The organism is Parafrankia sp. EAN1pec, assembly GCF_000018005.1.
In the GTDB taxonomy this organism is placed as follows: Bacteria; Actinomycetota; Actinomycetes; order Frankiales; family Frankiaceae; genus Parafrankia; species Parafrankia soli.
Genome location: NC_009921.1, coordinates 8061023 through 8086840, shown reverse-complemented (window position 1 = coordinate 8086840; position 25818 = coordinate 8061023). Strand labels below are relative to the sequence as shown.

The window sequence follows — 25818 nt, the reverse complement described above, 5'->3', positions numbered from 1 at the left end:
TGATCCGCGTTCATCCTGGTGATGACAACACGAACCCGGCTGATCCTGATGAGTAGCAATCGTCTGTCATCGGTTGCAGTGTGTCGCGCAAACACTGTGCACGGTTACGTTGTGGTGGGGATCAGGTGAAGGAAAAAGGCGTGCGGTGATGTGTCGACGGGGTTGTCGCGGCATCGATGCGGCAGTAGCGGCCGACCCCCTGTCGGGGGTCTGTAGCCTGCCAACGGCAGGGTCCGGTGCAAATCAACGCGATCTGGGCGGACCGGACCTTTGGTTTCGACCAGTTCGGATGGTCAGGTTTCGCGATGTTGCGAGCCGGTCCGGGGGCGAGCCGGTAGCGTTCGAAGCTGCTCGCGCTGCGTGCGCGACTGACTACAGCTAATAGGCTCGTTGACCTAGGGGGGTTGAACTGGTGCAGGTCCCCGCGGCGCGCATCGTGTTCTCGCCAGAAGACCGCGCGGAGGTCGCGTCGGTTGCGGCCGAGGTCCTCTCGACCGGTGCCCTGACTCTCGGTGCGTACACCCAGGAATTCGAGGCGGCGTTCGCGGCCATGCACGGCGCGCGCCACGCCGTCGCCGTGAACAGCGGAACGGCCGCCCTCGAGATCATCCTAAGAAGCATCGACGTGGGCGGATTCGACGTCGTCGTGCCCACGAACACCTTTGCTGCCACCGCGTTCGCGGTTCTCCGTGCCGGCGGCACACCGGTCTTCGCCGATGTGAGCCCAGACACCTTCGCGCTCAGCCCGGAGACTGCCGCCGCAGCCGTCACACCGCGGACGAAAGCCGTTGTCGTCGTGCATATCGGCGGCATGATTCCGCCGGACATCGACGAGCTGCGTGGCCTCCTCGACGAGCGGGGCATCGTGCTCGTCGAGGACGCGGCCCACGCGCACGGATCAAGCCTCGCCGGCCGGCACGCCGGTTCCTTCGGGGTGGCGGGGTCGTTCTCCTTCTACCCGACCAAGCTGATCACGTGCGGTGAGGGTGGAATGGTCGTCACATCCGACGACCGGCTGCGCGACGAAGCCCTCCTCTATCGTGACCAGGGCAAGGCGGGATTCCTCGGCAACATTCACATCCGCGAGGGGTACGCCTGGCGGATGAGCGAGGTGCACGCCGCGACCGGTCGCGCCCACCTGCGTCACCTCGACGATTTCCTGGCCCGCCGCCGCCGGGTCGCGGCCCGTTACGACCAGGCGATCGACGAACTGGGCGTGGAACGGCCGCAGGCGGTCGAGGGCGGCGTCACCAACTACTACAAGTACCCGGTTCTTCTTTCCCGGGGCATCGACCGGACGCAGGTGAAGAAGGAGCTCCGGGAGGGACACGGTGTCTCCATGGCGGGTGAGGTGTACGAAGCCCCGCTGCACCAGCAGCCGGTGTTCGAGCGGTATGCGCGGGTCCAGCTGCCGGTGGCCGAGGACATCTGCGCGCGGCACGTCTGCCTGCCACTGCATTCCGACATGACCGACGCCGAGGCCGAACATGTCATCTCGGCATTCCGTGCCGTCGTCCACGGAATGGAACTGGACGGTGCCCGGCGATGAAGATAGCCGTCACGGGAGGATCCGGATTCATCGGCGGTCACGTCGTCGACCGCCTGCTCGACGCCGGCCACAAGGTGCTGTCGCTCGACCTGAGCACCTGCGGGCGGCCCGACCCGCGTGCCGCCTACCGCGAGATCGACGTTCTCGACCTCGAGGCGCTCGTCGACGCGTTCACGGGCGTGGACGTCGTCTTTCACATCGCCGGAATGTCGAACGTCGACTTCGCCTTCGCCGACCCGGTGCGCACGGTGCGCCTCAACGTGGAGGGAACCGGCAAGGTGTGCGAGGCGGCCCGGCGCACCGGCGTGCGCCGCGTCGTGTTCGCGAGCACCGTCTGGGTCTACGGCGCCGTGGCCGACGTGCCCGCTCAGCCGCCCGCACAACCGACCGAGCAGCCGACCGAGCAGCCGTCCGGGCTCGCGGCGGGCAGCGTCCCCGCTCCGGCCGGGCACGATGACCATCCGCGGCCCGCGCCGCTCACCGAGGACGCCGAGATCGTGCTCGCGCGAGCCGGGCACGTGTACACCTCGACCAAGCTCGCGGCCGAGCTGCTCCTGCACAGCTACCAGCAGACCTACGGGCTCCCGTTCACGATCCTGCGGTACGGCATCCCCTACGGCCCCGGCATGCGTGACGAGCTGGTGCTGGCCAGGTTCGTCCACAATGCCGTGCACGGCCGGCCGCTGACCGTCGCCGGCGACGGCCTGCAGTTCCGCAACTACGTCTACGTCCGTGATCTGGCCGACGCGCACGTGCTCGCGCTCGCCGACTCCGCGGCGAACACCACCCTCGCCCTGGAGGGCAACGAGCCGGTGAGCGTGCTGGAGATGGCCCAGGCCGTCCAGCGGCACTTCCCCGGGACGGAGATTGAGCACATGCCAGCCCGGCCGGGGGACTTCCGCGGCCGGGAGATCTCCGCGCAGCGGGCCGCCGGCCTTCTCGGCTGGCGGCCGACGACGCCGTTCCTGGACGGCGTCCGGCAGTACATCGAGTGGTATCAGGCGAACCGGCAGCCACCCGCGGTGACTGCGCCGTCGATCGGGGATCTCGGCGTCTCCGCGACCTCATCGGAATGAGCGTGTCGAAGATGGACGGGATCGAGGGGATCATGGACGACGTCACGGCGGAGAGCGAGCCCGAGTCTCGGCGCGGGAACGTGCTGCTGCTCTCCGGCTCCCTCGGAATGGGCCACGACGTGATGGCCGAGGCCTGCGCGACGTCGCTGGAGCGCCGCGGGTTCCACACCCGCACGGCGGACTGCCTGCGCATGACGGACGGCCGCAACGGCACGCTCGGGCAGAACGCCTTCCGCGGGCTGATCGCCGTCCCGGGGGTGTACGACGCGCTGCACTTCTCGCAGCTACGCACGGGCGGGCGGGTGGCGCGGGCCATCGAGCGGACGTCCAGCCACTTTCTCGTGCCGCGGCTGCGCGAGGACATCCGGGCCGAGCCGGCCGACCTGGTGATCTCCATCTTCGCCTCCGCCGCGGCGGCGGTCAGCCGGCTGAAGTCGGAGTTTCCGGGGATGACCACGGCCGTGTTCTCCTCGGACTGCTGCGTGCACCGCATCTGGGTGCAGGACAACACCGACCTGTTCCTGGTGACGTCCCAGACCGCGGCCCGCTACGTGCGCCGGTTCGCCCCGCAGGCCCGGATCGCCGTGGTGCCGACCCCGGTGCGGACGCCGTTCTACGACCCGCCGACCCAGGAGGAGGCCCGGGGCAATCTCGGCATCCCGCTGGAGAGCCGGTGCGTGCTGCTGATGTCCGGATCGTGGGGCCTCGGCCCGTTGGTCGAGGCCGCCGAGGCGCTCGCCGCGGCCGGGGTGTGGGTGCTCGCCGTCGCCGGCCGCAACGAGAAGCTGGCCGCGCGGCTGTCCGCCCTCGCGCAGCGCGACCACCGGGTGATCCCGTTTGGATTCACCAACCGGATTCCCGAGCTCATGGCCGCAAGTAACCTGGTGGTGACCTCATCGGGGGATACGTGCAGCGAGGCTCGCGTGATCGGGCGCGACCTGCTGTTGATGGACGTCGTCCCCGGCCACGGACGGGACAACCTGCAGAAGGAGCTCGACCGCGGCCACGCCGAAGTGACCAGTACGGACTCGCTGTCCCTGACCCGGTCGGCACTGGCCTGTCTGGACCGGGTCAAGCCGCCCTCGCAGCGGGTCGCCGTCAGCCCACAGGCCTGGGAGCAGGCATTCGGTGCGGCGCTGGCCCAGATCGGGCTGGGCGTCCACTGGTGATGCCGCGCGTGCGGGTGGGCCAGGTGCCATGAAAGTCGATACGTCATGAGATGTGCTGGGGGAGCCGTCGCGTTGTGGGAGATGATGCCGTTGGGGTCGCCGCCGTTGGGGCGGCGCACCCTGGCTCGGCCGCCCGTGCCGGCGGATGGGACGCTGCGATGGTGAGCCGCGCATGAACACGGCGCTCGTACTCGGGCTGCCCACGACCATTGTCTCGGCGGCCCTGTACGGGGTCGCGCCGCTGCTACAGGCGATGGCCGCCCGGAGGGAGGAGGCCGGCACCGGCCTCGGGCTCGGCCTGCTGGCCCGGCTGGCCACCCGGCCGTTGTGGCTGATCGGCCTGGGGGTTGAGGCCGGCTCGTTCCTGCTGGAGGTCTACGCCCTGTCGGTGGCGCCGGTGGCGCTCGTCGCGCCGGTGATGGCCCTCGACATGATCGTGTTCACCCTGCTCGCGCGCCGGGCGCTGGGTGAACAGATCAGCCGGGTCGGCTGGAGCGGCGTGGGCCTGATGGTGGCCGGCGTCGGGCTGCTCGCCTACGCCTTCCACCGTAACGCGGAGGTCGGCAGCCCGGCGGGCAACGGCGTCCTGCTCGCCTTCCTGGTGCTCGGGCTGATCTTCTCGCTGCTGTGCGCGTTCGGCGCGAACCTGGCCGCGGCGAAACGGCAGGTCGCCGGGGCCGCGCTGGGGTTCGGGCTGGCCGCCGGGGTCAGCTATGCCATCGCGACCCTGGCCACCCGCCAGATCGGGCTCGCGGTGCACGAACGCCGCAACAGCGACTCGACGCTCATCGACCTGCTGTCCACGCCGACGCCCTACGTCCTCATCCTGTTCTCCGTGCTGGCCCTCGGGCTGGAGCAGCGCGGCCTGCAGGGCCGGGCCGCGGTCATCGCCTTCCCCGTCACCAGCGGGGTCTCGGCGTTCCTCCCGGTGACCCTGGGGCTGACCCTGTTCGACGAGCCCGCGCCGGACGGCCCGCGCCTGCTCGCCTTCATCGTCTCGCTGGTGATGGTCGCCGCCGGCATCGGCGCGCTCGGCCGCGACCGGATGGCCGCCAACCGGTCGGTCGAGGACGAGCCGGCCGTCGATCCCCGAGCCGGTTGCGGTCCCGCCGACGAGGACGACTATCGTCCCCTCGACGGTGCCACCGACCAGGACGACTGGGCTGTTCCCGGGACGGGAGCCGGCTACGACCGCGGCGGAACCGCCCCGGGCGGCGCGCCCGCGCACGGGTCGGCCGACAGGTTCGGCGTGGTCATGGACCCATTGCGGAGTGCGCAGAGCTGAGTCAGGATGGGGCTCATGGGCGAAATGTCCCGTGGGCCCGTGGGTCGGTGAGGGCATCGCGGCAGGCGTTCGAGGTGCGGCCCCGCTCGGCCGGGATTGGTGGATCGCGTGTACGCGGACGATTCGGGGTTCGACGATGCGGCGGGATACCAGGATCCGGGGTACCGGGTCGTCTCGGTCAATCTGCCGAGCGATCTCCTGGAGGTCGTGCTGCGCCGGGTCGGCCCGAACGGCCTGTCCGCCTACGTGACCCAGGCGCTGTGGCGCCAGGAGCCGCGCGCGTCACTGATTGACTTCCACCGCTGGACGGCGGCCCTCAGTCGCGCGGCGCTCGACCAGGACGTGTCCCGCGCGGCGGAACCGCCCGCCCTGCACTGAGCCCGCTGCGGTTCTTGGGCCTTCCGGTGCACTTCGCCGTCGTTGTTGCCGGCGCCGGCTCGTGCCGGGGCTGCTGGTGCGCCTCACTCGGATGGACGGCCGGGCGCCCGGGCGATCGGGGGGTGAACCCGGGCGGCCGGCCACGACGACTGTCTCACGCTCGGCACGCGATGCGTTACTAACAGTTTCTTGAGGTGTGCATCGCGTGAGCGAGTCCACAGGTACGACCGCATTGGCGCTGCCTGTTCCGTCTCGGTGCTCCTGAGCCGTTCCGGGGCGTTGGTCCCGGGCGACACACGGTGCTGGGCGGGTCAGCGGTCTCCGGGTTCCGGCCGCAGCATCGCCGGATGCAGCAGGCGGGCGTCCCCGCGGGTGAAGAGCTCGGCCGGACGGCCGCCGTCCCGCGTTGTGGTCCGTCCGGTCGGGACGAGGAAGCCCGCCGTGCGGGTGACCTTACGGTGGAAGTTGCGAGGGTCCAGCCGGGTTCCCCAGACGATCTCGTAGATCCGCCGAAGCTGCGCGACGGTGAACTCGGGCGGGCAGAACGCCGTCGCCACCGGGCTGTACTCGATCTTTGAACGGGCACGTTCGACCCCGTCAGCCAGGATCCTGGCGTGATCGAAGGCCAGCCCGGTCATCCCGCCGTCCGCGCGGCCGTCCCCGCCTGCGCCGCCGTCCGCGCTCCCCGCGCCTTCGCCTGTGCCGCCGTCCGCGCTCCCCGCGCCTTCGCCTGTGCCGCCGTCCGTACCGTTTGCGCCCGAGTCGCCGTCCGAGCCGGCTCGCGGGATGTCGGTGACCGCCCACCACCGGCTGGCCGCCGCGTCGGTGCCGGCGACGGGAACCGGAAGGTCGGGCGCGAGCGCCAGGTACGCGACCGTGGCCACCCGCCCGCGCGGGTCGCGGTCCAGGTCCGCATAGGTCGCGAGCTGTTCGAGATGGCCGGTGGAGCGCGCCAGGCCGGTCTCCTCCCGCAGCTCGCGGACGGCGGCCGCGTCGAGATCCTCGTCGGGCCGGACGAACCCGCCGGGCAGAGCCCACCGTCCCGCGAACGGCTCGATCCCGCGCCGCACCAGAAGGACGCAGAGAGTGTCATCGCGCACGGTGAGCACCACGAGATCCACGGCCAGCGGAACGGGGACGATCTCGGCCGGGAGGATCTCGGCCGGACCAGGCGCGGCGCCGGAGCCGAGCGCGGCGCCGGACGGCGTGCCGGAGCCGGGCGTGGGGCGGGAGCCGGGCGCGGTGCGGGAGCCGGCGGCGGGCGGCGTGGTCATGGCGGCGATGGTATCTCGTCAGGTTGACGAGAAGGGGAGTAGGGCTCTACAGTCCCTCTTATCGTCAGTTCGACGATAAGAGTGTGAGGAGGTCCGGCGATGGCCGATATCAGCCGTGTTCTGTTCCTGCGCCACCTGCGTGGCACCCCGACGGCGTACATCCGCCACCAGCGGGGCACCGCCGTCGCCCACGAGGGCATCGGCCTGGTGTTCTGGTACCGGCCGCGGACGGCCGTGATCAGCGAGGTCCCGGTGGACGACCGGGAGCTTCCGGTGGTCTTCCACGCCCGGACCGCGGACTTCGCCGACGTCGCCGTCCAGTCGACGGTCACCTTCCGCATCGCCGACCCGGCGCTCGCCGCGAGCCGTCTCGACTTCGGCATCGACCCCGAGCTGGGGAGCTGGCGCGAGGACCCGCTCGCCCGGCTCGCCGAGATGATCACGGAGACCGCCCAGCAGTACGCCGCCGACCAGCTCGTCCGCATGCCGCTCACCGACGCCCTGGTGGACGGCGTCGCGGCGGTCCGCCAGCGCGTCGGCCAGGGCCTCGGCGGCGACGCCCGCCTCGCCCAGACCGGGATCGCGCTCGTCGGTGTCCGGGTCGTCGCCATCCGGCCGGTGCCGGAGGTGGAGAAGGCGCTGGGCACCCCTACCAGGGAAAAGATCCAGACTGAGGCCGACCGCGCCACCTACAGCCGCCGCGCGCTGGCGGTCGAGCAGGAGCGCCGGATCGGCGAGAACGAGCTGCAGAGCAAAATCGAGCTGGCCCGCCGCGGGGAACAGCTCGTCGTCCAGGAAGGCGCCAACGAGCAACGCCGGATGACCGAGCAGGCGGCGGCGGCGCGGATCAGCGCCACCGCGCAGGCCGAGCGGGCCGAGACCGCGGCCCGCGCCGAGGCCGAGCGGGTGCGGCTGGAAGCCGCCGCCCGTGCCGACGCGGTCCGGCTGGTCGGCGCGGCCGAGGCCGACGCCGAGGCCGCCCGGGTCGGCGCGCTGGCCGGCATGGACACGGTGACGCTGGTCGCCCTCGCCGTGCGCGACCTGGCCGACCACCTGCCGGACATCGGTGCCCTCACCATCACGCCGGACGTCCTCACCGAGGCGTTCGCCCGCTTCGCCCGGCCCGGCCTGACGGCCGCCGTGCCGGCCGGCGGCGAGCGGTGAGCCTCGCTCCGCGCGCGGTGATCGTCCACCGGCGCACCGAGTACACCGAGCTGCTGGAGCACCACGGCACCCGCGGCCAGGCGGAGTTCTTCCTGCGGTCGCGGGGCCGGGACATCGCCGAGGTGGAGGCCCGGCACGCCGCCCAGACGGCGGCGCGGCGCCAGGTGGCCGCCGCGGTGCCGCCGAGCTGGCGGCGCGGCGAGGTGGAGCGCGCCGACCTCGACCGCTTCCTGTTCGACCCCGAGGATGTGATCATCTGTGTCGGCCAGGACGGCCTCGTCGCCAACGTCGCCAAGTACGTCGACGACCAGCCCGTCGTGGGCATCGACGCCGATCCCTCGCGCAACCCCGGCGTGCTCGTCCGGCACCAGCCGGGCGAGACCGGGCGCCTGCTGGCCGTCGCCGAAGCGCTCCGGCGCGCGGGCGGCGCCGGCGGCCCGTTGCGCCACCTCACCATGGTCGAGGCACGCTCCGACGACGGACAGGTCGTGCGTGCCCTGAACGAGGTCTACATCGGGGACCCCGGCCACCAGACGGCCCGTTACCTCCTGCGCGCGCCCGGGTACGACGGAGTCACGACAGAGCGGCAGGCGTCGTCCGGCCTGATCGTCAGCACCGGCACGGGCAGCACCGGGTGGTGCCGGTCCGTCTGGCGCGAGCGGTACAGTGCCCTGGACCTGCCGGCCGGCGAGGCGCCCGCCCTGATCTGGTTCACCCGTGAGGCGTGGCCGTCCCCGACCACGGGGACGGCCTGCACCGAGGGGCTCCTTGTCGGAGCGGTCCGGCTCGAGTTGCTGGTCGAATCCGAGCGCCTGGTCGTCTTCGGCGACGGCATCGAGACCGACTCGGTGGCTCTCACCTGGGGCCAACGCCTCACGATCGGCATGGCGGACCGGCGGCTGAACCTCATCTGACGCACGGTCCCTGACTCGCGGTCTGACGTGTGGTCAGTGGCCGAAGCGCTCGATCGCCTTGCTGACCCGGGAGTTCGCCTGTGCGAAGCTGACCTTCCCGTCCACATACGCGGCGAGCGCGGCGCGGCGGACCCGCTCCGCACGCGGATCGCTCAGCGGGGTGTTCAGCAGGTTGGTCGTGGCGGTGGCCACGGCGATCACCTCCCGGTACCAGGGGAACAGGTGGAGTACTACGGGCGAATCCAAAGGAACGGACTGGGTCGAGCGGGCTGGGCTGTTGAGTGGACTGAGCAGTAGAGCGGGCTGGGCTGTAGCGCGAGCTGAGCTGAGCGGACCGAGCGGAGCAGTTGGATCGGGCTCGACGCGACCGTCGGCGCTGGTCGGAAACGCGGTGTGCGATGGGCAGGCGGCCCGGTCACGGAGCCGGCGCGGGGTGGCCGCCCGGCAGATCGTGCCGGGTCAGGCCGGGGCGGGTACCCGCTTGATGGCAATCACGACGTCGCTCCTCCGTGACGGGACGGGCACCGTGCGCCCGCGCTCGGCCTCAGCGGGCATCGCACGATCGACACGACCGTGACGTTGGAACAACGCGGCCCGCACGAACATCTACAGAGTGCGCGACGTGAGCCGGTTACGCAAGAGCCGAAGAACGGCTGGTCAGCGGCTTGACACCCGCCGGCTGTCCGGATCCGCCGGTCAGTGGCGGGCGCGCGGGCGGTCGAACTCGCCGTCGTGGACCCCGGCGAGGAACGCGTCCCACTCCGCGCTGCTGAAGGCCAGAACCGGGCCGAGCGGGTCGGCGGAGTCGCGGACCGCCACACCGCCGTCGACGTCGGCCACCTCGACGCACATGCCGCCCTCCCCGCCGCTGTGACTGCTCTTGCGCCACGGGAGCGCGGCCGGGTCGGTGACCGAAGGTTTCCTGGATGTCCTCATCGAAGCTCCTCCGAAACAGCGGAAATCAACGCCACGGAGTCCGCCGGGCCAAGAGCAGACGCCATCAGGTGATCCAACCTGACTCTATAGCGGCGAATTTCTGACGGACGTTCCAGGTAGAGGCTTCCGGCGCCTTTTTCTATGTAGACCACATCGTGATCCGTCTCGTCCGCGAATCCCAGAACGGAGAATGTGCTGCCCATACCGGCATGTGCCCCGGCTGCGAAGGGAAGCACCTGAACGGTGACATTCGGTAGTTCGGACGTCTTCGCGACCCACTCGAGCTGGGCGCGCATCGCCGCCGCGCCGCCGACCGGGCGGCGTAGGACCGCCTCGTCGAGGATCACCCAGAGTCGGGGCGGGCTGTCGCCGCGCAGCCGCGACTGCCGGTCGAGCCGCAGCGCCACCCGGCGCTCGATCTCGTCGTCGGGCGCCTCCGGGTTGCTCGCGCGCATCACCGCCCGCGCGTAGTCCGCGGTCTGCAGCAGGCCGTGGACGAGCTGCGGCTCGTACACGCTGATCGAGGAAGCGTCGGCCTCGAGGCCGATGTAGACCTCGAACCAGGCCGGGACCACGTCCTGGTAGGCCTGCCACCAACCGTGCCGCCGCGACTCGCGGGCCAGGCCGAGCAGCGCCTCGCGGTGGTCGGCGTCAGTCACCCCGTACAACCGGAGCAGGTCCGCCACATCCCTCGTGCGCACCGGGACCCGCCCGTTCTCCAACCTGCTCACCTTCGACGCCGAGCAGCGCAGCACCTCGCGGACCTGCTCGACGTCCACACCCGCGGCCTCGCGCAGGCGGCGGAGCTCGGCGCCGAGCCGCCGGCGCCGCACCGTGGGACCGCTGTTCCTCGCCGTCACCCGTCCTCCCGGTCACCGGAACCGTTGTGGAGCATTCCGTTACGCATCCACAATCTGATCACATAGATAGTGCGCAATCTGTAGCGAAACCAACACACAAGGGCTTGCATATGCGTGGTGCAAGCTCCATGCTGCAGAAGCAGTGCTCACCTTGAGTGGCGAAATCGAGCCCCTGGGTGAGATGTTGTCGACGATGGGGCCTACCGGGGGAGCGTCGGTGCTGGTCGGGACGGGATGGATGGCCGTGAGCCGGTGCCGCCCGCCCTGCCACGGCGGGTCAGCCGCCCACAGGTTCGGCTGCGCCATCGGGTCGGTCTGCCACGTCGGAATGGTCCCTCCGTCGATCCGTGCGGTCGGCTCGGTGACCGCGCCCGCTGCCCGTCAGGCTGCTGCCCGTCAGGCTGCCGCGCGCCGTGCCGCCCGTCGGTCGGCGATGGTCTCGGCCATGCCGTGTCCGGTGACAGCCCCAGCCGCCGGTCGGTTCGTGACCGACATCCGTCCGGAGCGCCTTCGCGGGGGCGGGTGCCGCGCCCGCGCGGCCGCCCCGCCAGAACTGGGAACTGGAGTCCCGATGAATCGTTACTCGCGCAGCAGGGGTCATTGCGGCAGGCGCGTCCGGCCGGCCACGATGCGGTTGAGGGAGGCCGACGACCCCGACTCCTCCTCGATGTTCGGCGTGATCCTCTTCGCGGCCGGTCCGCGTCGAGCGCGCCGGATCGTCCTCGCCTTCGACTCCGCGTCCGACGCCGATACGTACGCGGTCGAGAACCATTATGTCGACTACCTGGTCGCGCCGCTGTCCTTTCTGTCGCCGGCGGGTATCCGCCGGGTCCGGTGAAGCGCGGCGAGACCCACCGACCGGCGAGACCTTCCGACCGGCGAGACAACCCGACCGGCGAGACAACCCGACCGCCGAGAAGACCCGGCCGGCCGGTGAGAAGAGAGGCGGGACGACGATGACCCGGCGATTTCTTGTGTTCGACGGCGACGGTGAGCTCGTGGGCACGTTCGTGGAGTGGGAGGACGCGCATTCCTGGGCGCACCTACGATCAGCCGAACCCGCGAACACCGGCCCCGTACAGGTGGAGGACCGCGCCGAGCGCCGCACCTGGACGGTGAGCGGCGAGCAGTGCCGGCTCACCGTCTGGCGGCGCCAGGTCGAGTACGGCTACTGCGCACCGCCGCCGCCGGTGCCGCTCCCCGTCCCGCCCGCCTTCGTCGCTCCGTCGGCGCCGCCGCCGGGAACGGTGAGCCCGCGCCCGCGGAACAGGCTCCGCCGCCAGGTCAAAGCCTCCTGAGCGAAGGCTGTCAGAGCCGGGCCGCAACCGCCGCAACCGCCGAAACCGCCTCGGCCGGCTCAGCCGGAGGCCGCCGGGTCGTCGCCTCCCAGCCCGCGGTGGATCGCCTGCTCCACAGGAGAGCGGGGGAGATCCGTGCCGCCGAGGAGCGACGGGCCGTCGGGCTCGAGCGGCGGCTGGGCGAGGAACCGGGGAGTCGACCCCCGGTGCACCTGCGCGGCGTGGATCAGGAACGGGTGGCAGAGGTAGACATCCCCGGCCTGCCCGGTGGCCAGCGCGGTCGGACGGTCCGCGGCGTCGAGCCGGCCGGCCGCGTCCATCGTCCGGCACAGGCTCAGGATGTCCGTCCCGCGCCCACCGAGCGGCTCGAGGAACCGCGGGACATCCAGATGCGAACCGACCTTGATCCTGGTCGGGGCATCGGCCGGGCCGACGTCGGAGAACAGGAAGAGCATCAGCAGGGCACGACCGCGTGAGGCCACATTGAGCCACGGCCAGGGCGCTGTCGCCGCGGCCTGCGCCGGGTCGTCCGCGGCGTAGCTGCCATCCATGTGCCAGCCTGTGTCGCCCGGGTCGTCGGGGTGCGGGAAACGAATCGGGAAAGTGCCCAGCCCGACCCGGGGCAGCCAGCGCCCGGGGCCTACGAGCTGGTCGAACGCGGCACTCAGCCGCGGCGAGGACGCGGCGGCGCGGAACGGCTCGTCGGCGCGCCCGCCCACGCGGACGACAGGGTGCGTCCAGGTCGCGCTGTCCGCGGGATCGGCGTCGATCGTCTCCCAGAGAATCGCCCGGCCCGCGTCGGCGACCGCGCGGCTGAACGCCCCAGCCACCCGCACGAATCCGTCCGCGACGAACCTCTCGATCTCCTCGCCGGTAAGCATGGGACGGGACGACTCGGCCGTGAATCCGGACGTCATGGGCCGCGACCACCTCCGTCGAACGAGTCTGCCCGCGACCGGCAGCCGCCCGCCACGCATTTTTCGCCGCTCACCTCGGCGCGTCCGCGCTGGGCGGCGGCCAGCGACGGCGGGGTGTCGTGGTGCGGGATTAGCCTTGGACTGTGCCGGAGTCCGTGAACTTTGACCGTATGGCGGACCGCTACGACGAGACGCGGGGCGGGGCGGAACGTGGCCGGACCGTCGCCGCCGCGCTCGCTCCGCACCTGCTCGGCGAGACGCCCCCGGAACGCGCGCGGCTGCTGGAGATCGGCGTCGGTACCGGTCTGGTCTCCGCCGCCTTCGTCGAACTCGGCTGGTCCGTGGCCGGAGTGGATCTCTCCGAGCGGATGCTCGCCCGCGCCGCGGGACGGCTGCCCGGCCGGATCCTGCGCGCTGACGCGACAGCGATCCCACTCCGCTCAGGCACCGTGGACGCCTGTGCCGCGGTGCACGTGCTGCACCTCGTCGGCGATCAGCCCGCAGTGCTGGCCGAGGTCGTCCGGGTGCTGCGCCCGGGCGGCCGGTTCGGTTTCGTCGGGGCCGGGGCGCCCGACGGATCGGACATCTCCGAGATCATCCAAGCAATGCAGGCCACGCTTGCCGACGGCGCGTCCCGTCGCGACGCGCCCGACACCGTCACCCGGCTCGCCGAGCAGGCCGGCCTGCGCCTGGTCGCCGACCTCACCCTCACCGGCGCGGGACGTCCTTCGACCCCGCTGGAAGCCGCCCGGCAGATCGAGCTCCGGACATGGTCGACCTTCTGGGACGTCCCCGCGTCGAAATGGTCCACGATCGTCGAACCCGCGCTGGACGCTCTTCGCGGTCTCCCGAACCCGATCGAGGCCCGGCCAGCCAGAATCCGTACGCCTTGCCTGATCTTCGAGAGCCAGTCTCCCGGGACGCCGGCTCGCGCAAGACAAGTCAATTACCCTGGGCGGCGTTTCATCATTGATCGGCGGGTCGGGTAAAGGTCACGTGGGTGATGCCGCTGGGGGTCGTCGTGGATTCGACGGTGAAGCGCTTCTCCATCTCCTCGAGGCCCTCCCACAGCCGCACCCCGCGGCCGAGGAGGATCGGCACGACGGCCACGTGCAGGTGGTCGATCAGATCCGCTGCCAGGAAGTCGCGGACCATGGTCGGCCCGCCACCGATCCGGACGTCGAGGCCGCCGGCGGCCTCCCGTGCCTGGCGGAGCGCCTCCTGCGGGGTGGCGTCGATGAAGTGGAACGTCGTGCCCCCCTTCATCACCAACGGCGGGCGGGGGTGGTGGGTCAGGACGAAGACCGGCGTGTGGAACGGGGGATCCTCGCCCCACCACCCCGTCCATTCGTGGTCCTCCCAGGGGCCGCGCTGCGGCCCGAACTTGTTCCGCCCCATGATCTCCGCGCCGATGCCCGGCTCCCATGCTCCGGCAAGTGCGTCGTCCACCCCGGTGTCTCCGCCGTCCTCGCCGTGCATCGCGCGGAACGACCTGGTGTGGAAGAACCAGTCGTGCAACCGCCCCTCGGCGTGACCGAACGGCCTTTCGAGGCTCTGCCCCTCGCCGGTGCCATAACCGTCGAGGGAGACGGAGAAGTTGTGGACTCGTACACGAGACACGGGCCGACCTCCTGCTCTCGTAAAATGCGCGGTCGCGACGACGCGACTACGCGACGGTCGTCAACGCGGCGTTCGGATGTCTGATCAGTGGGCGGCCGAGCCGGCCGCCGGTACCCACGGGCCGACACCACTGACGCGCTCCACGGCGTAACGCACAATGAATCCCGGGCCCCGCGGCACCGGGAACTCGGCGTCCGGCGAGATGTAGACCTTCGCCAGGCGGTTGAGCAGGTCCCAGGTGTCATCGCTCGGCGTGACCGTCGCCCGTGCCCGCACCACGGCGTACTGGTTCAGGAAGGCGCCCGGCACCCGCGGGGCGTCGAAGGACAACACGACCCGCGGGTCACGCTCGATGTTGCGTAGCTTCACCTGTTTCGACATGTGCCCGGTGACGATCCCGTCGCCGTCCAGGCCGATCCAGATGACCGTCACCTGCGGGCTGCCGTCGGCGTTGATGGTGGTCAGGTGGGCCATCGGACCGGACTCGATGAGGTCCCTCAGTTCCTGCGGCAGAGTGCTCACGGGTCGATTTCCTCTCTTGGCACCGGCGTCGGGCGCCGTGCCGGCGGCCGTCCAACCCATCCAACCCATCCAACCTATCCCGTCCGTTCAGCGGCCCAGGCTGCTTGGGCTGGTCGTCCGCGCCGTTTTTGATCGTCCTGTTCGAGCCTGCCCGCTCGCGGCCTGCCATACCAGTGGCCGACTGTGGCATTATTGATCAATGTGCGAATAATGCTGTCATGGCTGACATCACGCGCCGCTCAATCACCGTGGGCCACCTGCGCATGCACATCGCTGAGGCCGGTTCCGGGCCGCTGGTCATTCTTTTGCACGGCTTTCCCGAGTCGTCGTACTCGTGGCGGCACCAGCTCACCGCGCTCGCCGACGCGGGCTTCTGCGCCGTCGCCCCGGACCAACGTGGCTACGGGCGTACGGGTGGTCCGGCCGATGTCTCGGCGTACACGATCTGTTCAGTGTGCCGAGTGGTGATCGTCTATGTCACTGCGGTGGATGCCGGTGCGCTCGCTGAGCGCGGCCTGACTTGCCGGGCCGCTGTCGCGGAGCGTGACCAGCGTCGCGTACTGCCACCGCGTCGCCCCCGCCGCAGCGAGACGGGCGTTCGAGATCCGTTCCGCGTGCACCGTGCCGCGGCCGAGGAGCCGGCTGGCCAGTGACCGCACGCACGCCTCGACCGCACCCGCTGGCCCGACGAACTACCGGGCGTCGGAGACGAGTTCGGCGTGCCGCTGACCAGAGTCAGGGAACTGGCCGACCACTGGCGCCACCGTTACGACTGGCGTGCGGCGGAAGCCGAGCTGAACAGTCATCCGCAGTTCGTCACCGAGATCGACGGCCAGCGGATCCACTTCCTCCACGTGCGCAGCCCGCGGCCGGACGCGCTCCCACTGGTGCTGACCCACGGCTGGCCGGGGTCCATCGTGGAGTTTCTCGATGTGATCGGGCCGCTTTCGGCGGACTTCCACCTGGTCGTCCCGTCGATTCCAGGGTGGGGCTTCTCCGGCCCGACGCGCGAGCGCGGCTGGGATGTCGATCGGGTGGCACGTGCCTGGGCGGAGCTGATGCGTGGCCTGGGATACCGCCGGTACGGCGCGCAGGGCGGTGACTGGGGGGCGTCGGTGTCCCGGGCCCTGTCGCAGCACGACGCCGACCACGTCGTCGGAATACACCTCAACTATCTTCCGACACCGCGGCTGCCGGGCGACCCGGACCGCACCCGGCTGACACCGGGGGACCAGGAGCGGCTCGCCCAGACCGAGGCCTACCTGCGCGACCAGCCGGCGGTTCGGCTGGTCAACGGCACCCGGCCGCAGACCCCGGCGTACGCCCTCAACGACTCGCCGGTCGGGCTGCTCGCCTGGCTGCTCGACCCGATGACGATGTGGGCGGCCCGGGACTTCCCGATCAGTCCCGACCGGGTGATCACGAACGTGACGCTGTTCTGGTTGACCGGCACCGCCGGGACGGCGCCGCGCCTGCACCGGGAGACCGGCGGCCCGCGGTCGTGGCGGACCGTCCAACCGGTGGGCGTCCTCGTCCTGCCCGAGGACATCACCCGCCCGATCCGGCCGTATGCCGAGCGGCGGATGCCGATCGCCCGGTGGACGGAGGCCGACCGTGGCGGTCACTTCGCGGGACTTGAGGTGCCCGAGCTGCTCGCCGCCGACATCCGCGCGTTCTTCCAGGGCCGGTGAGGCCGATAGCATCAGCGGATCGCGCGACCACCAATTGGGGAAGCCGGGGCACCGTGACCGTCATCAAGATCAATGCCATCACCGTCGAGCCCGACAGCGGCGACGAACTGGCCCGTCGTTTCGCCGCGCGTGCCGGCGCCATCGACGACCGTGACGGCTTCGAGGGCTTCGAGTTGCTCAAGCCGACCGACGACCGCACCGTGTGGCTCGTGGTGACCCGCTGGCGGGACGAAGCGTCGTTCCAGGCGTGGGTCAGCTCACCGGCATTCGCCCACGGGCACCGCTCGGAGGCGGAACGCGCCGGCGGCGAGGCGCCCAGGCCGGTTGGCGTGCACAGCGAGCTGTGGAGCTACACGATCGCCGGCGGCTCGGCCGGCTGACCGTTTCCGTCTTCGGCTAGGCGGACACTGTTCCCGTCGGTACACGGGGGATGGCCGAAGCCGGATCAAAGCCCGCGAACGCCAGCCCGATGACGAAGCCCGCGACCTCCTCGAGCTGACGTGCGCGGACCAGCGTTCCCAGCGTGGCCGGTACGCCGCCGACGTCCCGGACGAGATCGCTCACGACCCGCAGCGCCGCCTCGTCATCGCCGCAGATCGCCACTGTGGGCGCTGATGTGTCCGCACCGGCGCCGCCGGCCGGCGGCCGTGCCCACTGGGCGGCGGGATAAAGGTGGAACGCCTTCACGACCTGCGCTCCAGGAGCCGCCGCGGCGATCCGGGCCGCGGCCGAGTCGCCCTGCTCGGTGAGCAGGACGCCGACGCCGTGCTCGACCGCGTTTGTCGGGTCGATCAACGGAACTCCCGCCAGCGTTCCCTCGTCCGCGCCCGCGCTGCGCAGGACATCCTCGACACCGGTCCACAGCACGGCCAGCAGTACCGCGTCGCGCTCGGCGACAGCCGCGCGTGGGGCGGCCGCCCGCGTCGTTGCGCCCAGGCGTTCCGCGAGCGCATCCGCCTTGGCGCGCGATCGACCGCCGATCACCACCTCGTGCCCGGCCTGGACCCAGGCCCGCCCCAACCCCTCGGCCAGCGCCCCGGTGCCCAGAATCCCGATCCGCATGGTTCCTCCTCGTGCGTGCTTGTGCGCGTCGACCGCGTCGACCGCGTCGACCGCGTCAACCGCGTTCGACGCGATCGCCTAGGACCGAGACCGTAAGGCGGCCGTTACACACCAATCGGTGCACGCGAGACCTGCGACGATGGCCGGGATGAGCGATCAGGGACGTCACTGCGAGGACCTGGTGGCGGACTGCCGTATCCGGGCGGTGACCGACCTGTTCATCCACATCTGGGACCCGGTCGTGCTGGTGGCTCTTCGCGCGGGGCCGTGCCGGCGCCGCGAGCTGCGCGTCGCGATCGGCGGTATGAGCGACAAGGTCCTCACCGAATCGCTACGCCGGCTCGGCGCCTACGGTCTGGTGGCCCGCCGTGCGTTCGCGCAGGCCCCGCCGCGGGTCGAATACGCGCTGACTCCACTCGGGCAGAGCCTGGTGGACGGTCCGATGGAAGCGCTCGGAAACTGGATCACCGAGCATGGCGAGGAACTACAGGACGCGCAGGACAGATCGGCGGAGCTCCAGGCGCGTACCGGCGCTGACTGAAACCGGAGCGGCGGATGCGGGTACGCCCCGGGAACCGGGCGTGTCAGCGGCTCGCCGGTTCGGCGAACAGCGCGGCGAATCTGGCCGCGCCTTCCCGCGCCAGCCACGTCTCGAAGTCCATCAGCCCCGGGTGCAGTCGCCGCAGTGCGGGAATGTCGGCCTGCCAGCCGTTGAAGGACTTCTCCCGCTCGAGGCCGTCGACGTCGACCCCGAGCTGGACGAGAGTCTCCCGGGGGAGCGGATCCAGCTGAAGGTCGCGCCCGGTCGCGCGGCTGATCGCGGTGATCAGGTGTTCGCGGGTCAACTCATCGCCAGCCAGCTCCAGCGCCGCACCCACATAGCGGGCCGGGTCCGCGAAGGCGAGGGCGGCGAACGCTCCGATGTCGGTGACGGCGATGAGCTGAACCGTCACCCCCGCCGGGATCATCCGGACCAGCGAGGCCTGGCCGGTGACGCCGAAGACCGGGTCGGTGTGGTTCTCCATGAACATGACGGGACGCAGCACGGTGGCGGGAAGGCCGAGCTCCCGGATGTGGCGCTCGATCCGCGCCTTCGAGGCCGCGGGGCCGTCCGGGTTTCGATCGATACCGGCCGCGGAGGTGTAGACGAGATGCCGGACCCCGGCGTTCCTGGCCGCGTCGGCGACGTTGACGCCGTACCTTTCCTCCCCCTCGACGAAATGGGGGGCGTGGCTTGCCGGCTGAACACTGAACACCCCGTACACGCCCTCGGTGGCGGCGGCCAGCGCGTCCCGGTCGTCCAGGTCACCGGTCACCAGTTCGGCGCCGTCGAGGGCGAGCCGCCGCGCCGCCGGCCCGGCGGGGTCGCGGACCAGCGCCCGCACCCGCCATCCGTCGGCCAGGAGACGTCGCGCGGTGGCCCCGCCCTGCTGGCCGGTGGCCCCGGTGACGAGGATGGTCCGATCGGGCGTCGGCATGCGGAGCCCCTTCTGTTAGGTTCGGGTCATCTTCCGGAGCGGTGCTCCGAAACATATGGAGCGGTGCTCCGAATGTCAATGATGGAGGAGCCGGTTGGCCGAGTCGCCGCGCGCGGACGCTCGCCGTAACTACGAACTGATCCTTGATGTCGCCCGGGACGTGTTCGCCGAGCACGGCATCGACGCCTCGCTACGGGACATCGCGCGCCGCGCCGGTGTCGGCATCGGCACGCTCTACCGCCACTTCCCGACCCGTGAGGCGTTGCTGGAGGCGTTGCTGGGCCGGGGCTTCGACGGGCTGCGCGCGCGGGCCGAGAGCCTGCTCGCCGCGCCGCGTCCCCGTGACGCGCTGCTCACGTGGCTGGGGGAGGTCGCCACCGGCTCCGCCGTCTACCAGGGCCTGCCCGCCTCGATCCTGGCGGCCCTCGAAGATGAGAGCTCGGCGTTGCACGGCTCGTGCGCGGCCATGCGTGCCGCCGGCGCCGGGCTGCTCGAACGTGCGGCGCGGACCGAGGCCGTGCGCGGCGACATCACCATCGACGACCTGCTCGCGTTCGTCACCGCGATCGCGTGGGCGAGCGAGCAGTCGTCCGACCCGGCGGGCCGGGCGGAACGACTGCTCTCAATGATGATCCGCGGGCTGGCCGGAGCGCAGGATCCACAGCTGGCACCGACATCGGCTTCTGATCGCGACGGCCACGGCCACGGCCAGCTGTCTCCTGAGGTGACGGCGCCGTGACATTCAACGCCCATACGCCCGACGCCCATGCTCCGGACGAATCGCCTTCAGTCGGGCCACAACCGGTTCGGGGCTTCGCGCGCGGCCGCGACGAGGGCCGTCGTATCGACCTGCCGAACTGGTCGATGCTCGTCAAGGTCACCGCTGGCGACACCCTCGGCCGGCTCACCGTGCTGGAGGGGCGGATGGGCCCGCGGCAGCCCGGACCGCTCCCGCACGTTCACGAGGGCCACGACGAGACGTTCGTGCTCGTCGAGGGGCGGCTGCGGTTCCGCGTCGGGAACGGGTTCCACACCGCCGCCGCGGGCGAGACGGTGTTCGCCGGTCGACGGCTGGCACACGGCTTCGGGAATCCCTTCGCCGAGCCGGCGCGCTATATCGCCATCCTCACGCCCAGTGGTTACGAGGACTATTTCGACGAGGTCGCGGAGCACGCCGCCAGGACGGGTTCGCTGCCCGGCGAGGCGCTTACTCGGGAACTGATGGCGCGTCACCGGACGGTCCTCGCGCCGCCTCTGCCAGACCCCGGAGCCGCCCCGCCGCCCGAGGTGGACGCCGGATCGTGAGTGGCCGGGTCAGTCCATGCCGCGTTTGCCCGGGGTCCAGAACGGCTGGACGATGACCTGGCGGCGCTCCCAGCCCCGCTCACTCACCAGGTGGCGGCGGACGGCCTGGCAGGTCCGGGCCTCCCCGGCGACGTAGGCGACGGGCCGGCCCGCGCGGCCATCGGATCCGGACCCGGACCCGATGTCGATGCTGGTGCTGGTGGCGGGGTCCCGCGGATCGGGCAGGTCGAGGTCGGCGAGCGCCGCCGGCAGCAACGGGGAGCCGGCGGCCGGGGCGCCGTGGCGGTAACTCCAGGCGAGGTCCCCGGCCCGGGGCAAGGGCAGTGAGTCCGCTGGGTCGTCGCACTCGAACACACCGCGGACCTGGGCGGAAGCAGGCAGGCCGCGCAGGATCGCGCCGAAGGGAACCGCCGCAGTGTCGTCACCGACGAACAGGTGGAAGCTCGCGTCGGCCCGCGCGACGAGGCGTCCGTCCGGCTTCGTGATGATCGCTTCGTCTCCCGGCGCGACGCCGCGGGCCCACACCGCGCCGGGGGAGTCACCGCCGTGGTCGTACACGGCCAACGCCAGCCGTCCGGCCGGGTGGTACTCCCAGACCGAGTAGCTGCGCTTGATGTCGCGGGGCCCCTGCCGCCAACTGTCCAGCCGGGTCGGGTCCTGGGGGAACAGGGTCACGTTCTGGCCCGGTGTCCAGGTGAGGCCGGCGAGCGCGGGGCCGGCCAGCACGATCCGGCGGGTGCGCCGGGCCAGCTGGTCGACGCTGTCGACCTCCGCGCGCAGCAGTATCCGGTCCAGCAGCGCGAGCGGCCCCCGCCGGGGACGGGCCGAGGGGGCAGCCGGGGAGTGTTCGGTCACGAGACGAGCGTAGGCAGCAGACGATCAGCACTCAAATGAAACTTACTCAATGGCAAGATGCATGCCATGCAATCGACGTCCTCGCTGGACCTCAACCTCCTGGTGGCTCTCGACGCCCTGCTGGAGGAGCGGAGCGTCAACGCCGCCGCGCGGCGGCTGCGGCTGACCGAGTCCGCGGTCAGTCGTGCGCTGGGTCGCCTACGCCGGGCGATGGACGACCCGGTCCTCGTGCGCGCCGGTCATCGGATGGTGCCCACCCCGCGGGCGCTGGCCGTCCAGGCCGAGGTGCATGCCCTGGTCGAACGGGCCCACGCGGTGTTCACCCCGATTCGGGAACCCGACCTGGCCACCCTGGCCAGGACGTTCACCATCCTGGCCAGCGACGCGCTGACCACCGCGATCGGCGTTGATCTGCTCGACCGGTTGACTCGGGATGCCCCGGGTGTGCGGGTGCGGTTCCTCCCCGAGCCGTCCGCGACCGACGACCCCCTCCGCGACGGAACCGCCGACCTGGAGATCGGTGACATCGACTCGACCTCGCCGGAAATCCACATCGAGGTCCTGGGTGAGGAGCAGGCCCTTGCCGTCGTCCGCGCCGGGCATCCACTGACCCGGGGCCGCCTGACGCCGGAACGCCTCGCCGCCGCCAGGCACGTCACGGCGTCCCGCCGGGGGCGGTTCGCCGGCCCGCTGGACGAGGTCCTCGCGGCGCGTGGCCTGCGCCGGACGGTGGCGGTCTCGGTTCCGTCCCACTCCGCCGCGCTGCTGCTCGTCGCCGGCAGCGACCTGGTCGGCCTGGTACCGGCTCGGCTCGGCCGCGGCCTGCTCGACAGCCTCGGCCTGGTGGCCCTCGACCTCGGACTCGACCTGCCGACCCTGACGATCGCGCAGGCGTGGCATCCCCGCTATGAGGCCGACGCGCCGCATCGCTGGCTTCGCGGCCACGTGCGCGACACCATCCGGCTCGCGCTCGCGCTCGATCCCCCGTGACAGGCCCGCCGCGGACACCGTGCCGCGTACTTTCCTTCGGATGGCTGCCCGGGCCGCCCCGGGCAGCCATCAGGCGTTCAGCCAGTTGCGCCGGTCTCGCGCCGCGGCATAGATCCGCTCGACGTGGGCCGGCTGCCACACCGTCGGATAATCACCGAAGGCCGCGATCTGATCGTGCCGGATGGCGTGAACTCGGATGGCATGGACATCATGACGTGAGGGCGCCTCGGACAGCTTCGCCGGCTCGACGAACGCCAGTACCCCCTCGACCCGCACGGGGAATCCGCAGACCCGACTCAGCACAGCCGACGCCCGCTCGGCCTCGGCCCGGGCCTTCCGGACGTACGGATATGCTTGGCTCCCCATTTTCACTGCCTGGTCGCCCACCCAGATCCTGGCGCCTACGTGGTATTTCGTATTGAAGGTGAAAACGCCGCCCGGGCCGATCAGCAGGTGGTCGATGTCGACATCCCGGGGGAGCGGTATCGAATGCAGTACCCGCCATCCCCGGCTGGGGAGCCGCTCAAGTTCCGCCCCCACAGTCTCCTCTCCGACCAGTCCCTTGCGCCACCCGTCGGTCTCCGCCGGCCGGCGGCGTAGCCGGTTGAGCAGGGCGCGCCAGAAGCCCGGCGTCAGTTCGTCGATCTTCGCGCGGATCGCCGCGCCTGGTGGGTTGCCGGCTAGGTCGTCCGCGGGATGGGGCGCCGCACCGATCGGGCCGGGTGTGCCCGGCGGCTGCTTGCTCGGCTGTGTGGAGGGCGAACCCGGCCGGTGCGCGGACGACCGCGGCGCGGACCCCACGGGCCGGGGCACGACCGGCACAGGTACTTCCGGTATCCATCCTGCGAGCGGCGTCGATACCGGCGGTGGTGCCGGCGGCAGGGCGGGCGACGGCAGCGGGTTTACCGAAGGCTCCGGCCGTTGTGCCAGGTAGGGGGCGAGGGCGTCGAGTACCGCGTCCCGATCCACGTCGAGCAGGATGTTGAGCTGATGGTTCCGCAGGTCGAACCAGGCGGCGCTCTGCCCGTCCGGAAGATTCACGTAGAGCCGCTCGTGCCCGTACCGACGCCACCGCGTCACCTGTAAGTCGCCCATGCCTGCGCGCCCATTCCTGTCGACGAAGATGACGGATCAAGGTCGATCAATCGCCTTTGTCGCACCCCGAGTCGACCGTCTTTTAGGCAGCCGGTTCCCGTAGCTGCGACTACGCCACACTATCCCCGAAGGGTGCACGCATCCAGCGATTCTGCGAAGACCGGCAGGACCGCGGCCTGTAAGATCGTCAGATTAGGCCGCTGACCAGGTGCGACTACTGGTCTGAACGGAACTCCTGAGACCTCCGGAACCTCACGGGAACCGGAAATCCGAAGCGCCGGGCCGGCTTACTGAACGAACGGCCCGGCGCAGGTGCCGGCCGATGTAGGTGCGAACCTGGCGGAGGCGGCGGTGTGAGATCTGTTGGGATACTGCTGTTCGATGACTTCGAGGAACTCGATGCGGTGGGTCCATGGGAGGTTCTCTCGTTCTGGGCGCACCGGTTCCCTGACGACGGCTGGCATGGCACTCGCGCCCACCTGGACGACGAGGCGCAGCTCGACTGGGTGCGTCGGCAACGTGCGCAGGTGCCGCTCATGACCAGAGCTCGATCCGACGCTCATCGTCCGTCCCGACGACCGCTTCGTCGACGACGGGGACACGGACATCGCGGGCTCGGACATCGCCATCGCCGGGAACACCGCGGGTCCGCCGGCACCCGCGCGTGACTTCATCGATCTCGCCGCGGCGCTCGCCACCGACCGGTCAACTGGGTGATCCGCGCCGTCGACAAGAACGAGTGGGACGGTGCGGGGAGCGGACCCCTCGCGGAACGCCGAGGTGTAAAGCGGCTAGCCACTCAGCGCGATAAAGCGCTTGAGCTTGCCTGTCGAGACGTGCCGGGGGATCCGCTCGACGATGCTCACACTGATGTCGGGATCCGTCAGTCCATACGGCCGCAGCGAGCAGCCCAGCGCCGCGGCTACCGTGGCGGCGTCGGGTGACCCGACCACGAGCACCTCCGCCCCGCCCGCGGTCTGACGTACCTGATATTCCGAGATCAGCGGGTCGGTACCCAGCACGTACCGGAACGCGCTCGCCGGGACGACGCGCGGCCCGTAGCGGAAGTCGTCGTCACGCCGACCGGCGATGTCGGCGACGCGCGGCATCGAGCTGCCACACGCGCAGCGGCCAGGCAGCAGCGTGATCTCGTCACCGAGGTCATAGCGAACAAACGGGAACGTGCGCCCCGCGAGCCCGGTCGCGAGCGTGCGCGCCGCGGGTTCGTCGGGAGTGACCGGGCGCCCGGCCGCGTCGACCCGTTCGAGGATCACCTCGTCCTCGCAGATGTGCAGGCCGTCGTCTTGCCCGCAGCCGACCGCCTGGACGCCGATCTCGGTCGAGCCCCACAGGTTGTGGACGGGGGCGCCCCAGGCGGCGCCGATCGCGTGGCGGTCCTGTGGGCTGAGCGGCTCGGAGTTGGTGCTGACCCGAACCGGCCGGATATCGAGCTCTCCCGCGATCGTGGCCCGGGCGAGGCGGCCGATGACCGAGGCGTAGCCCACAAGATGGGTCGGCCGCGCGTCCGCCACCGCGTGCAGCACCTGGTCGAAGGGCGCCGCCGCCGGGATCACGACGGTCCGCGTCGACGGCCCGGTCGCGACGTCGAACAACGGCGTGCTGGCATGTGGCGGCTCGCCGGCCTCCACCACGGCCAGCCGCGCTGGGCGGCCGGCCGAGCCGGCGGCGCGCTCGGCACGTGCCTGCCACCGCCAGGCGAGACAGGCGAGCGTGACGAACTGCTCCCAGTCCCACACGTAGACGCCGCGCACACCGCTGGAGCCGCCCGAGCTGAAGACCTGGAGTCCCGCGGGCGTGTAGGAGAACCAGCCCTGCCGGGCCAGCACCCGCTCGGCGCCCGCACGGTCGATGTCGGGCGTGGTGACGATCCTGTCCCATTCGTTCTGGACATCCTGCTTGACCATGGCTGGCAGTCGTGCGAGGTCGTCGACCGTCGCCGTGGCCGGGTCGATGTCGTGCATCCGGGCCGCGTGGAACGGCGAGCGCTCGCGCGCGAACCCCAGCAACGACCGGAGCCGTTCGGTGCGGTAGCGCTCGATGCGCTGGCGTGGCCACGCCAGCCGCGCCACATGGTCCTCGAGCGCGGCCCGCACAGCACTCAGGTGCGCTGTGCGCAGACGCTGGTAGACCGCCTTGGGGTCCTCCCGGGACACGCACACAGTGTCGGTCGCGGGCAGCGGTCACGCCAGCCGCGGTCTCGGAGCTTGATCACTGGCGTCGCCCGTCGCCCCTCGCCGGGTCGTGCCGCGGCGTGATCTGAGTTCTCTTCTCGACTGAACGGCCCGAGCTATTCGGGGCTGGATGGTCGACAAAGCCTTGTTCACGTCCTCCAACCGGCTCCTTCAGCCTCGTCGCTGGC

At 71.2% G+C, this 25818-nt stretch carries 27 protein-coding genes and 3 pseudogenes; 18 read left to right on the top strand and 12 right to left on the bottom strand.

The genetic code is table 11. The features are described from left to right. Positions 1–412 precede the first annotated feature (412 nt). From FRANEAN1_RS33215 to FRANEAN1_RS33195, 5 genes are all read left to right on the top strand, one after another. Positions 413–1549: a DegT/DnrJ/EryC1/StrS family aminotransferase gene (locus FRANEAN1_RS33215; RefSeq protein WP_020464064.1), complete on the top strand. Its 1137-nt coding sequence runs from the start codon at positions 413–415 to the stop codon at positions 1547–1549. Then, positions 1546–2625 carry an NAD-dependent epimerase/dehydratase family protein gene (locus FRANEAN1_RS33210; protein ID WP_020464063.1) on the top strand — a complete coding sequence of 360 codons (1080 nt, stop codon included), beginning with the start codon at positions 1546–1548 and terminating at the stop codon, positions 2623–2625. Before FRANEAN1_RS33215 ends, FRANEAN1_RS33210 begins: the two co-directional genes overlap by 4 nt. An 11-nt stretch (positions 2626–2636) precedes the next feature. Continuing rightward, entirely contained in the window at positions 2637–3794 is a 1158-nt protein-coding gene (locus FRANEAN1_RS33205) for a glycosyl hydrolase (RefSeq protein ID WP_347177272.1), read from the top strand. A 172-nt stretch (positions 3795–3966) separates the two neighbouring features. Beyond that, positions 3967–5079, top strand: a complete 1113-nt coding sequence (locus FRANEAN1_RS33200; protein WP_020464061.1) for a membrane protein — start codon at positions 3967–3969, stop codon at positions 5077–5079. A 108-nt stretch (positions 5080–5187) separates the two neighbouring features. Then, positions 5188–5457 (top strand): hypothetical protein, encoded by a 270-nt coding sequence (locus FRANEAN1_RS33195; protein WP_020572301.1) that lies wholly within the window; start codon positions 5188–5190, stop codon positions 5455–5457. 311 nt (positions 5458–5768) lie between these two features. Here FRANEAN1_RS33195 and FRANEAN1_RS33190 read toward each other — a convergent pair whose 3' ends face one another. Continuing rightward, positions 5769–6731, bottom strand: a complete 963-nt coding sequence (locus FRANEAN1_RS33190; protein ID WP_020464060.1) for an NUDIX hydrolase — start codon at positions 6729–6731, stop codon at positions 5769–5771. Positions 6732–6830: 99 nt separating this feature from the next. Here FRANEAN1_RS33190 and FRANEAN1_RS33185 point away from each other — a divergent pair, with 99 nt between their 5' ends. After that, a complete protein-coding gene (locus FRANEAN1_RS33185) occupies positions 6831–7895 on the top strand; it encodes an SPFH domain-containing protein (RefSeq protein WP_020464059.1) in 1065 nt (354 codons plus the stop codon). Beyond that, a complete protein-coding gene (locus tag FRANEAN1_RS33180) occupies positions 7892–8809 on the top strand; it encodes an NAD(+)/NADH kinase (protein WP_020464058.1) in 918 nt (305 codons plus the stop codon). The genes FRANEAN1_RS33185 and FRANEAN1_RS33180 overlap by 4 nt, the downstream gene beginning before the upstream one ends. Before the next feature lie 33 nt (positions 8810–8842). On the opposite strand, the gene FRANEAN1_RS42685 is transcribed toward FRANEAN1_RS33180, so the two are convergent. The 3 genes from FRANEAN1_RS42685 to FRANEAN1_RS33170 form a co-directional block, all read right to left on the bottom strand. Continuing rightward, on the bottom strand, positions 8843–9001 hold the full coding sequence (locus tag FRANEAN1_RS42685; protein ID WP_018500571.1) for a hypothetical protein: 159 nt from the start codon (positions 8999–9001) through the stop codon (positions 8843–8845). Between the two features lie 504 nt (positions 9002–9505). Further along, on the bottom strand, positions 9506–9745 hold the full coding sequence (locus FRANEAN1_RS33175) for a DUF397 domain-containing protein (RefSeq protein ID WP_020464057.1): 240 nt from the start codon (positions 9743–9745) through the stop codon (positions 9506–9508). Beyond that, positions 9742–10605, bottom strand: coding sequence for a helix-turn-helix transcriptional regulator (locus FRANEAN1_RS33170; RefSeq protein ID WP_020464056.1), 864 nt, complete (start codon positions 10603–10605; stop codon positions 9742–9744). Before FRANEAN1_RS33170 ends, FRANEAN1_RS33175 begins: the two co-directional genes overlap by 4 nt. A gap of 628 nt (positions 10606–11233) precedes the next feature. On the opposite strand from FRANEAN1_RS33170, the gene FRANEAN1_RS33165 reads away from it, so the two are divergent. Beyond that, complete coding sequence (locus tag FRANEAN1_RS33165) at positions 11234–11443, top strand: hypothetical protein (protein WP_041255055.1); 210 nt, start codon at positions 11234–11236, stop codon at positions 11441–11443. 118 nt (positions 11444–11561) lie between these two features. Further along, positions 11562–11903, top strand: coding sequence for a hypothetical protein (locus FRANEAN1_RS33160; RefSeq protein ID WP_020464054.1), 342 nt, complete (start codon positions 11562–11564; stop codon positions 11901–11903). 59 nt (positions 11904–11962) lie between these two features. Here the strand turns inward: FRANEAN1_RS33160 and FRANEAN1_RS33155 are convergent, their stop codons facing one another. Next, the gene (locus FRANEAN1_RS33155; RefSeq protein WP_157472887.1) at positions 11963–12820 is read right to left on the bottom strand and encodes a phytanoyl-CoA dioxygenase family protein; all 858 of its coding nucleotides are present in this window, start codon (positions 12818–12820) and stop codon (positions 11963–11965) included. A gap of 155 nt (positions 12821–12975) precedes the next feature. Between FRANEAN1_RS33155 and FRANEAN1_RS37600 the strand changes: the two genes are divergently transcribed. Beyond that, the gene (locus FRANEAN1_RS37600; RefSeq protein WP_347176857.1) at positions 12976–13809 is read left to right on the top strand and encodes a class I SAM-dependent methyltransferase; all 834 of its coding nucleotides are present in this window, start codon (positions 12976–12978) and stop codon (positions 13807–13809) included. On the opposite strand, the gene FRANEAN1_RS33145 is transcribed toward FRANEAN1_RS37600, so the two are convergent. After that, positions 13787–14440, bottom strand: coding sequence for a dihydrofolate reductase family protein (locus tag FRANEAN1_RS33145; protein ID WP_020464051.1), 654 nt, complete (start codon positions 14438–14440; stop codon positions 13787–13789). The two genes, FRANEAN1_RS37600 and FRANEAN1_RS33145, sit on opposite strands and share 23 nt — an antisense overlap. Positions 14441–14524: 84 nt before the next feature. Continuing rightward, positions 14525–14962, bottom strand: a complete 438-nt coding sequence (locus FRANEAN1_RS33140) for a PPOX class F420-dependent oxidoreductase (protein ID WP_041255053.1) — start codon at positions 14960–14962, stop codon at positions 14525–14527. Between the two features lie 218 nt (positions 14963–15180). On the opposite strand from FRANEAN1_RS33140, the pseudogene FRANEAN1_RS44325 reads away from it, so the two are divergent. The 3 genes and pseudogenes from FRANEAN1_RS44325 to FRANEAN1_RS33130 all read left to right on the top strand — a co-directional run. Then, positions 15181–15408: pseudogene (locus FRANEAN1_RS44325) on the top strand (alpha/beta fold hydrolase); the annotation flags it as partial. Positions 15409–15576: 168 nt separating this feature from the next. Continuing rightward, positions 15577–16653, top strand: a pseudogene (locus FRANEAN1_RS33135) (epoxide hydrolase family protein). A 53-nt stretch (positions 16654–16706) separates the two neighbouring features. Then, positions 16707–17033: an antibiotic biosynthesis monooxygenase gene (locus FRANEAN1_RS33130; RefSeq protein WP_020464047.1), complete on the top strand. Its 327-nt coding sequence runs from the start codon at positions 16707–16709 to the stop codon at positions 17031–17033. A 16-nt stretch (positions 17034–17049) separates the two neighbouring features. On the opposite strand, the gene FRANEAN1_RS33125 is transcribed toward FRANEAN1_RS33130, so the two are convergent. Then, complete coding sequence (locus tag FRANEAN1_RS33125; protein WP_020464046.1) at positions 17050–17715, bottom strand: NAD(P)-binding domain-containing protein; 666 nt, start codon at positions 17713–17715, stop codon at positions 17050–17052. Between the two features lie 148 nt (positions 17716–17863). Between FRANEAN1_RS33125 and FRANEAN1_RS33120 the strand changes: the two genes are divergently transcribed. Further along, the gene (locus tag FRANEAN1_RS33120; protein ID WP_041255051.1) at positions 17864–18256 is read left to right on the top strand and encodes a helix-turn-helix domain-containing protein; all 393 of its coding nucleotides are present in this window, start codon (positions 17864–17866) and stop codon (positions 18254–18256) included. Between the two features lie 43 nt (positions 18257–18299). Here the strand turns inward: FRANEAN1_RS33120 and FRANEAN1_RS33115 are convergent, their stop codons facing one another. Beyond that, positions 18300–19193 (bottom strand): NmrA/HSCARG family protein, encoded by an 894-nt coding sequence (locus FRANEAN1_RS33115; RefSeq protein ID WP_020464044.1) that lies wholly within the window; start codon positions 19191–19193, stop codon positions 18300–18302. A gap of 94 nt (positions 19194–19287) precedes the next feature. Here FRANEAN1_RS33115 and FRANEAN1_RS33110 point away from each other — a divergent pair, with 94 nt between their 5' ends. After that, complete coding sequence (locus FRANEAN1_RS33110; protein ID WP_020464043.1) at positions 19288–19932, top strand: TetR/AcrR family transcriptional regulator; 645 nt, start codon at positions 19288–19290, stop codon at positions 19930–19932. Then, a complete protein-coding gene (locus tag FRANEAN1_RS33105) occupies positions 19929–20498 on the top strand; it encodes a cupin domain-containing protein (RefSeq protein ID WP_020464042.1) in 570 nt (189 codons plus the stop codon). Before FRANEAN1_RS33110 ends, FRANEAN1_RS33105 begins: the two co-directional genes overlap by 4 nt. 9 nt (positions 20499–20507) lie before the next feature. Here FRANEAN1_RS33105 and FRANEAN1_RS33100 read toward each other — a convergent pair whose 3' ends face one another. Beyond that, positions 20508–21353, bottom strand: a complete 846-nt coding sequence (locus tag FRANEAN1_RS33100) for a siderophore-interacting protein (protein ID WP_020464041.1) — start codon at positions 21351–21353, stop codon at positions 20508–20510. Positions 21354–21410: 57 nt separating this feature from the next. Here FRANEAN1_RS33100 and FRANEAN1_RS33095 point away from each other — a divergent pair, with 57 nt between their 5' ends. Further along, the gene (locus FRANEAN1_RS33095; RefSeq protein ID WP_020464040.1) at positions 21411–22343 is read left to right on the top strand and encodes a LysR family transcriptional regulator; all 933 of its coding nucleotides are present in this window, start codon (positions 21411–21413) and stop codon (positions 22341–22343) included. A gap of 69 nt (positions 22344–22412) precedes the next feature. Here the strand turns inward: FRANEAN1_RS33095 and FRANEAN1_RS33090 are convergent, their stop codons facing one another. Beyond that, the gene (locus FRANEAN1_RS33090) at positions 22413–23423 is read right to left on the bottom strand and encodes a nuclease-related domain-containing protein (protein WP_347176856.1); all 1011 of its coding nucleotides are present in this window, start codon (positions 23421–23423) and stop codon (positions 22413–22415) included. A 368-nt stretch (positions 23424–23791) separates the two neighbouring features. On the opposite strand from FRANEAN1_RS33090, the pseudogene FRANEAN1_RS44320 reads away from it, so the two are divergent. Further along, a pseudogene (locus tag FRANEAN1_RS44320) lies at positions 23792–24038 on the top strand (DJ-1/PfpI family protein); the annotation flags it as partial. 191 nt (positions 24039–24229) lie between these two features. Here the strand turns inward: FRANEAN1_RS44320 and FRANEAN1_RS33080 are convergent. Next, positions 24230–25612, bottom strand: coding sequence for a phenylacetate--CoA ligase family protein (locus tag FRANEAN1_RS33080; protein ID WP_157472885.1), 1383 nt, complete (start codon positions 25610–25612; stop codon positions 24230–24232). Positions 25613–25818 lie beyond the last annotated feature (206 nt).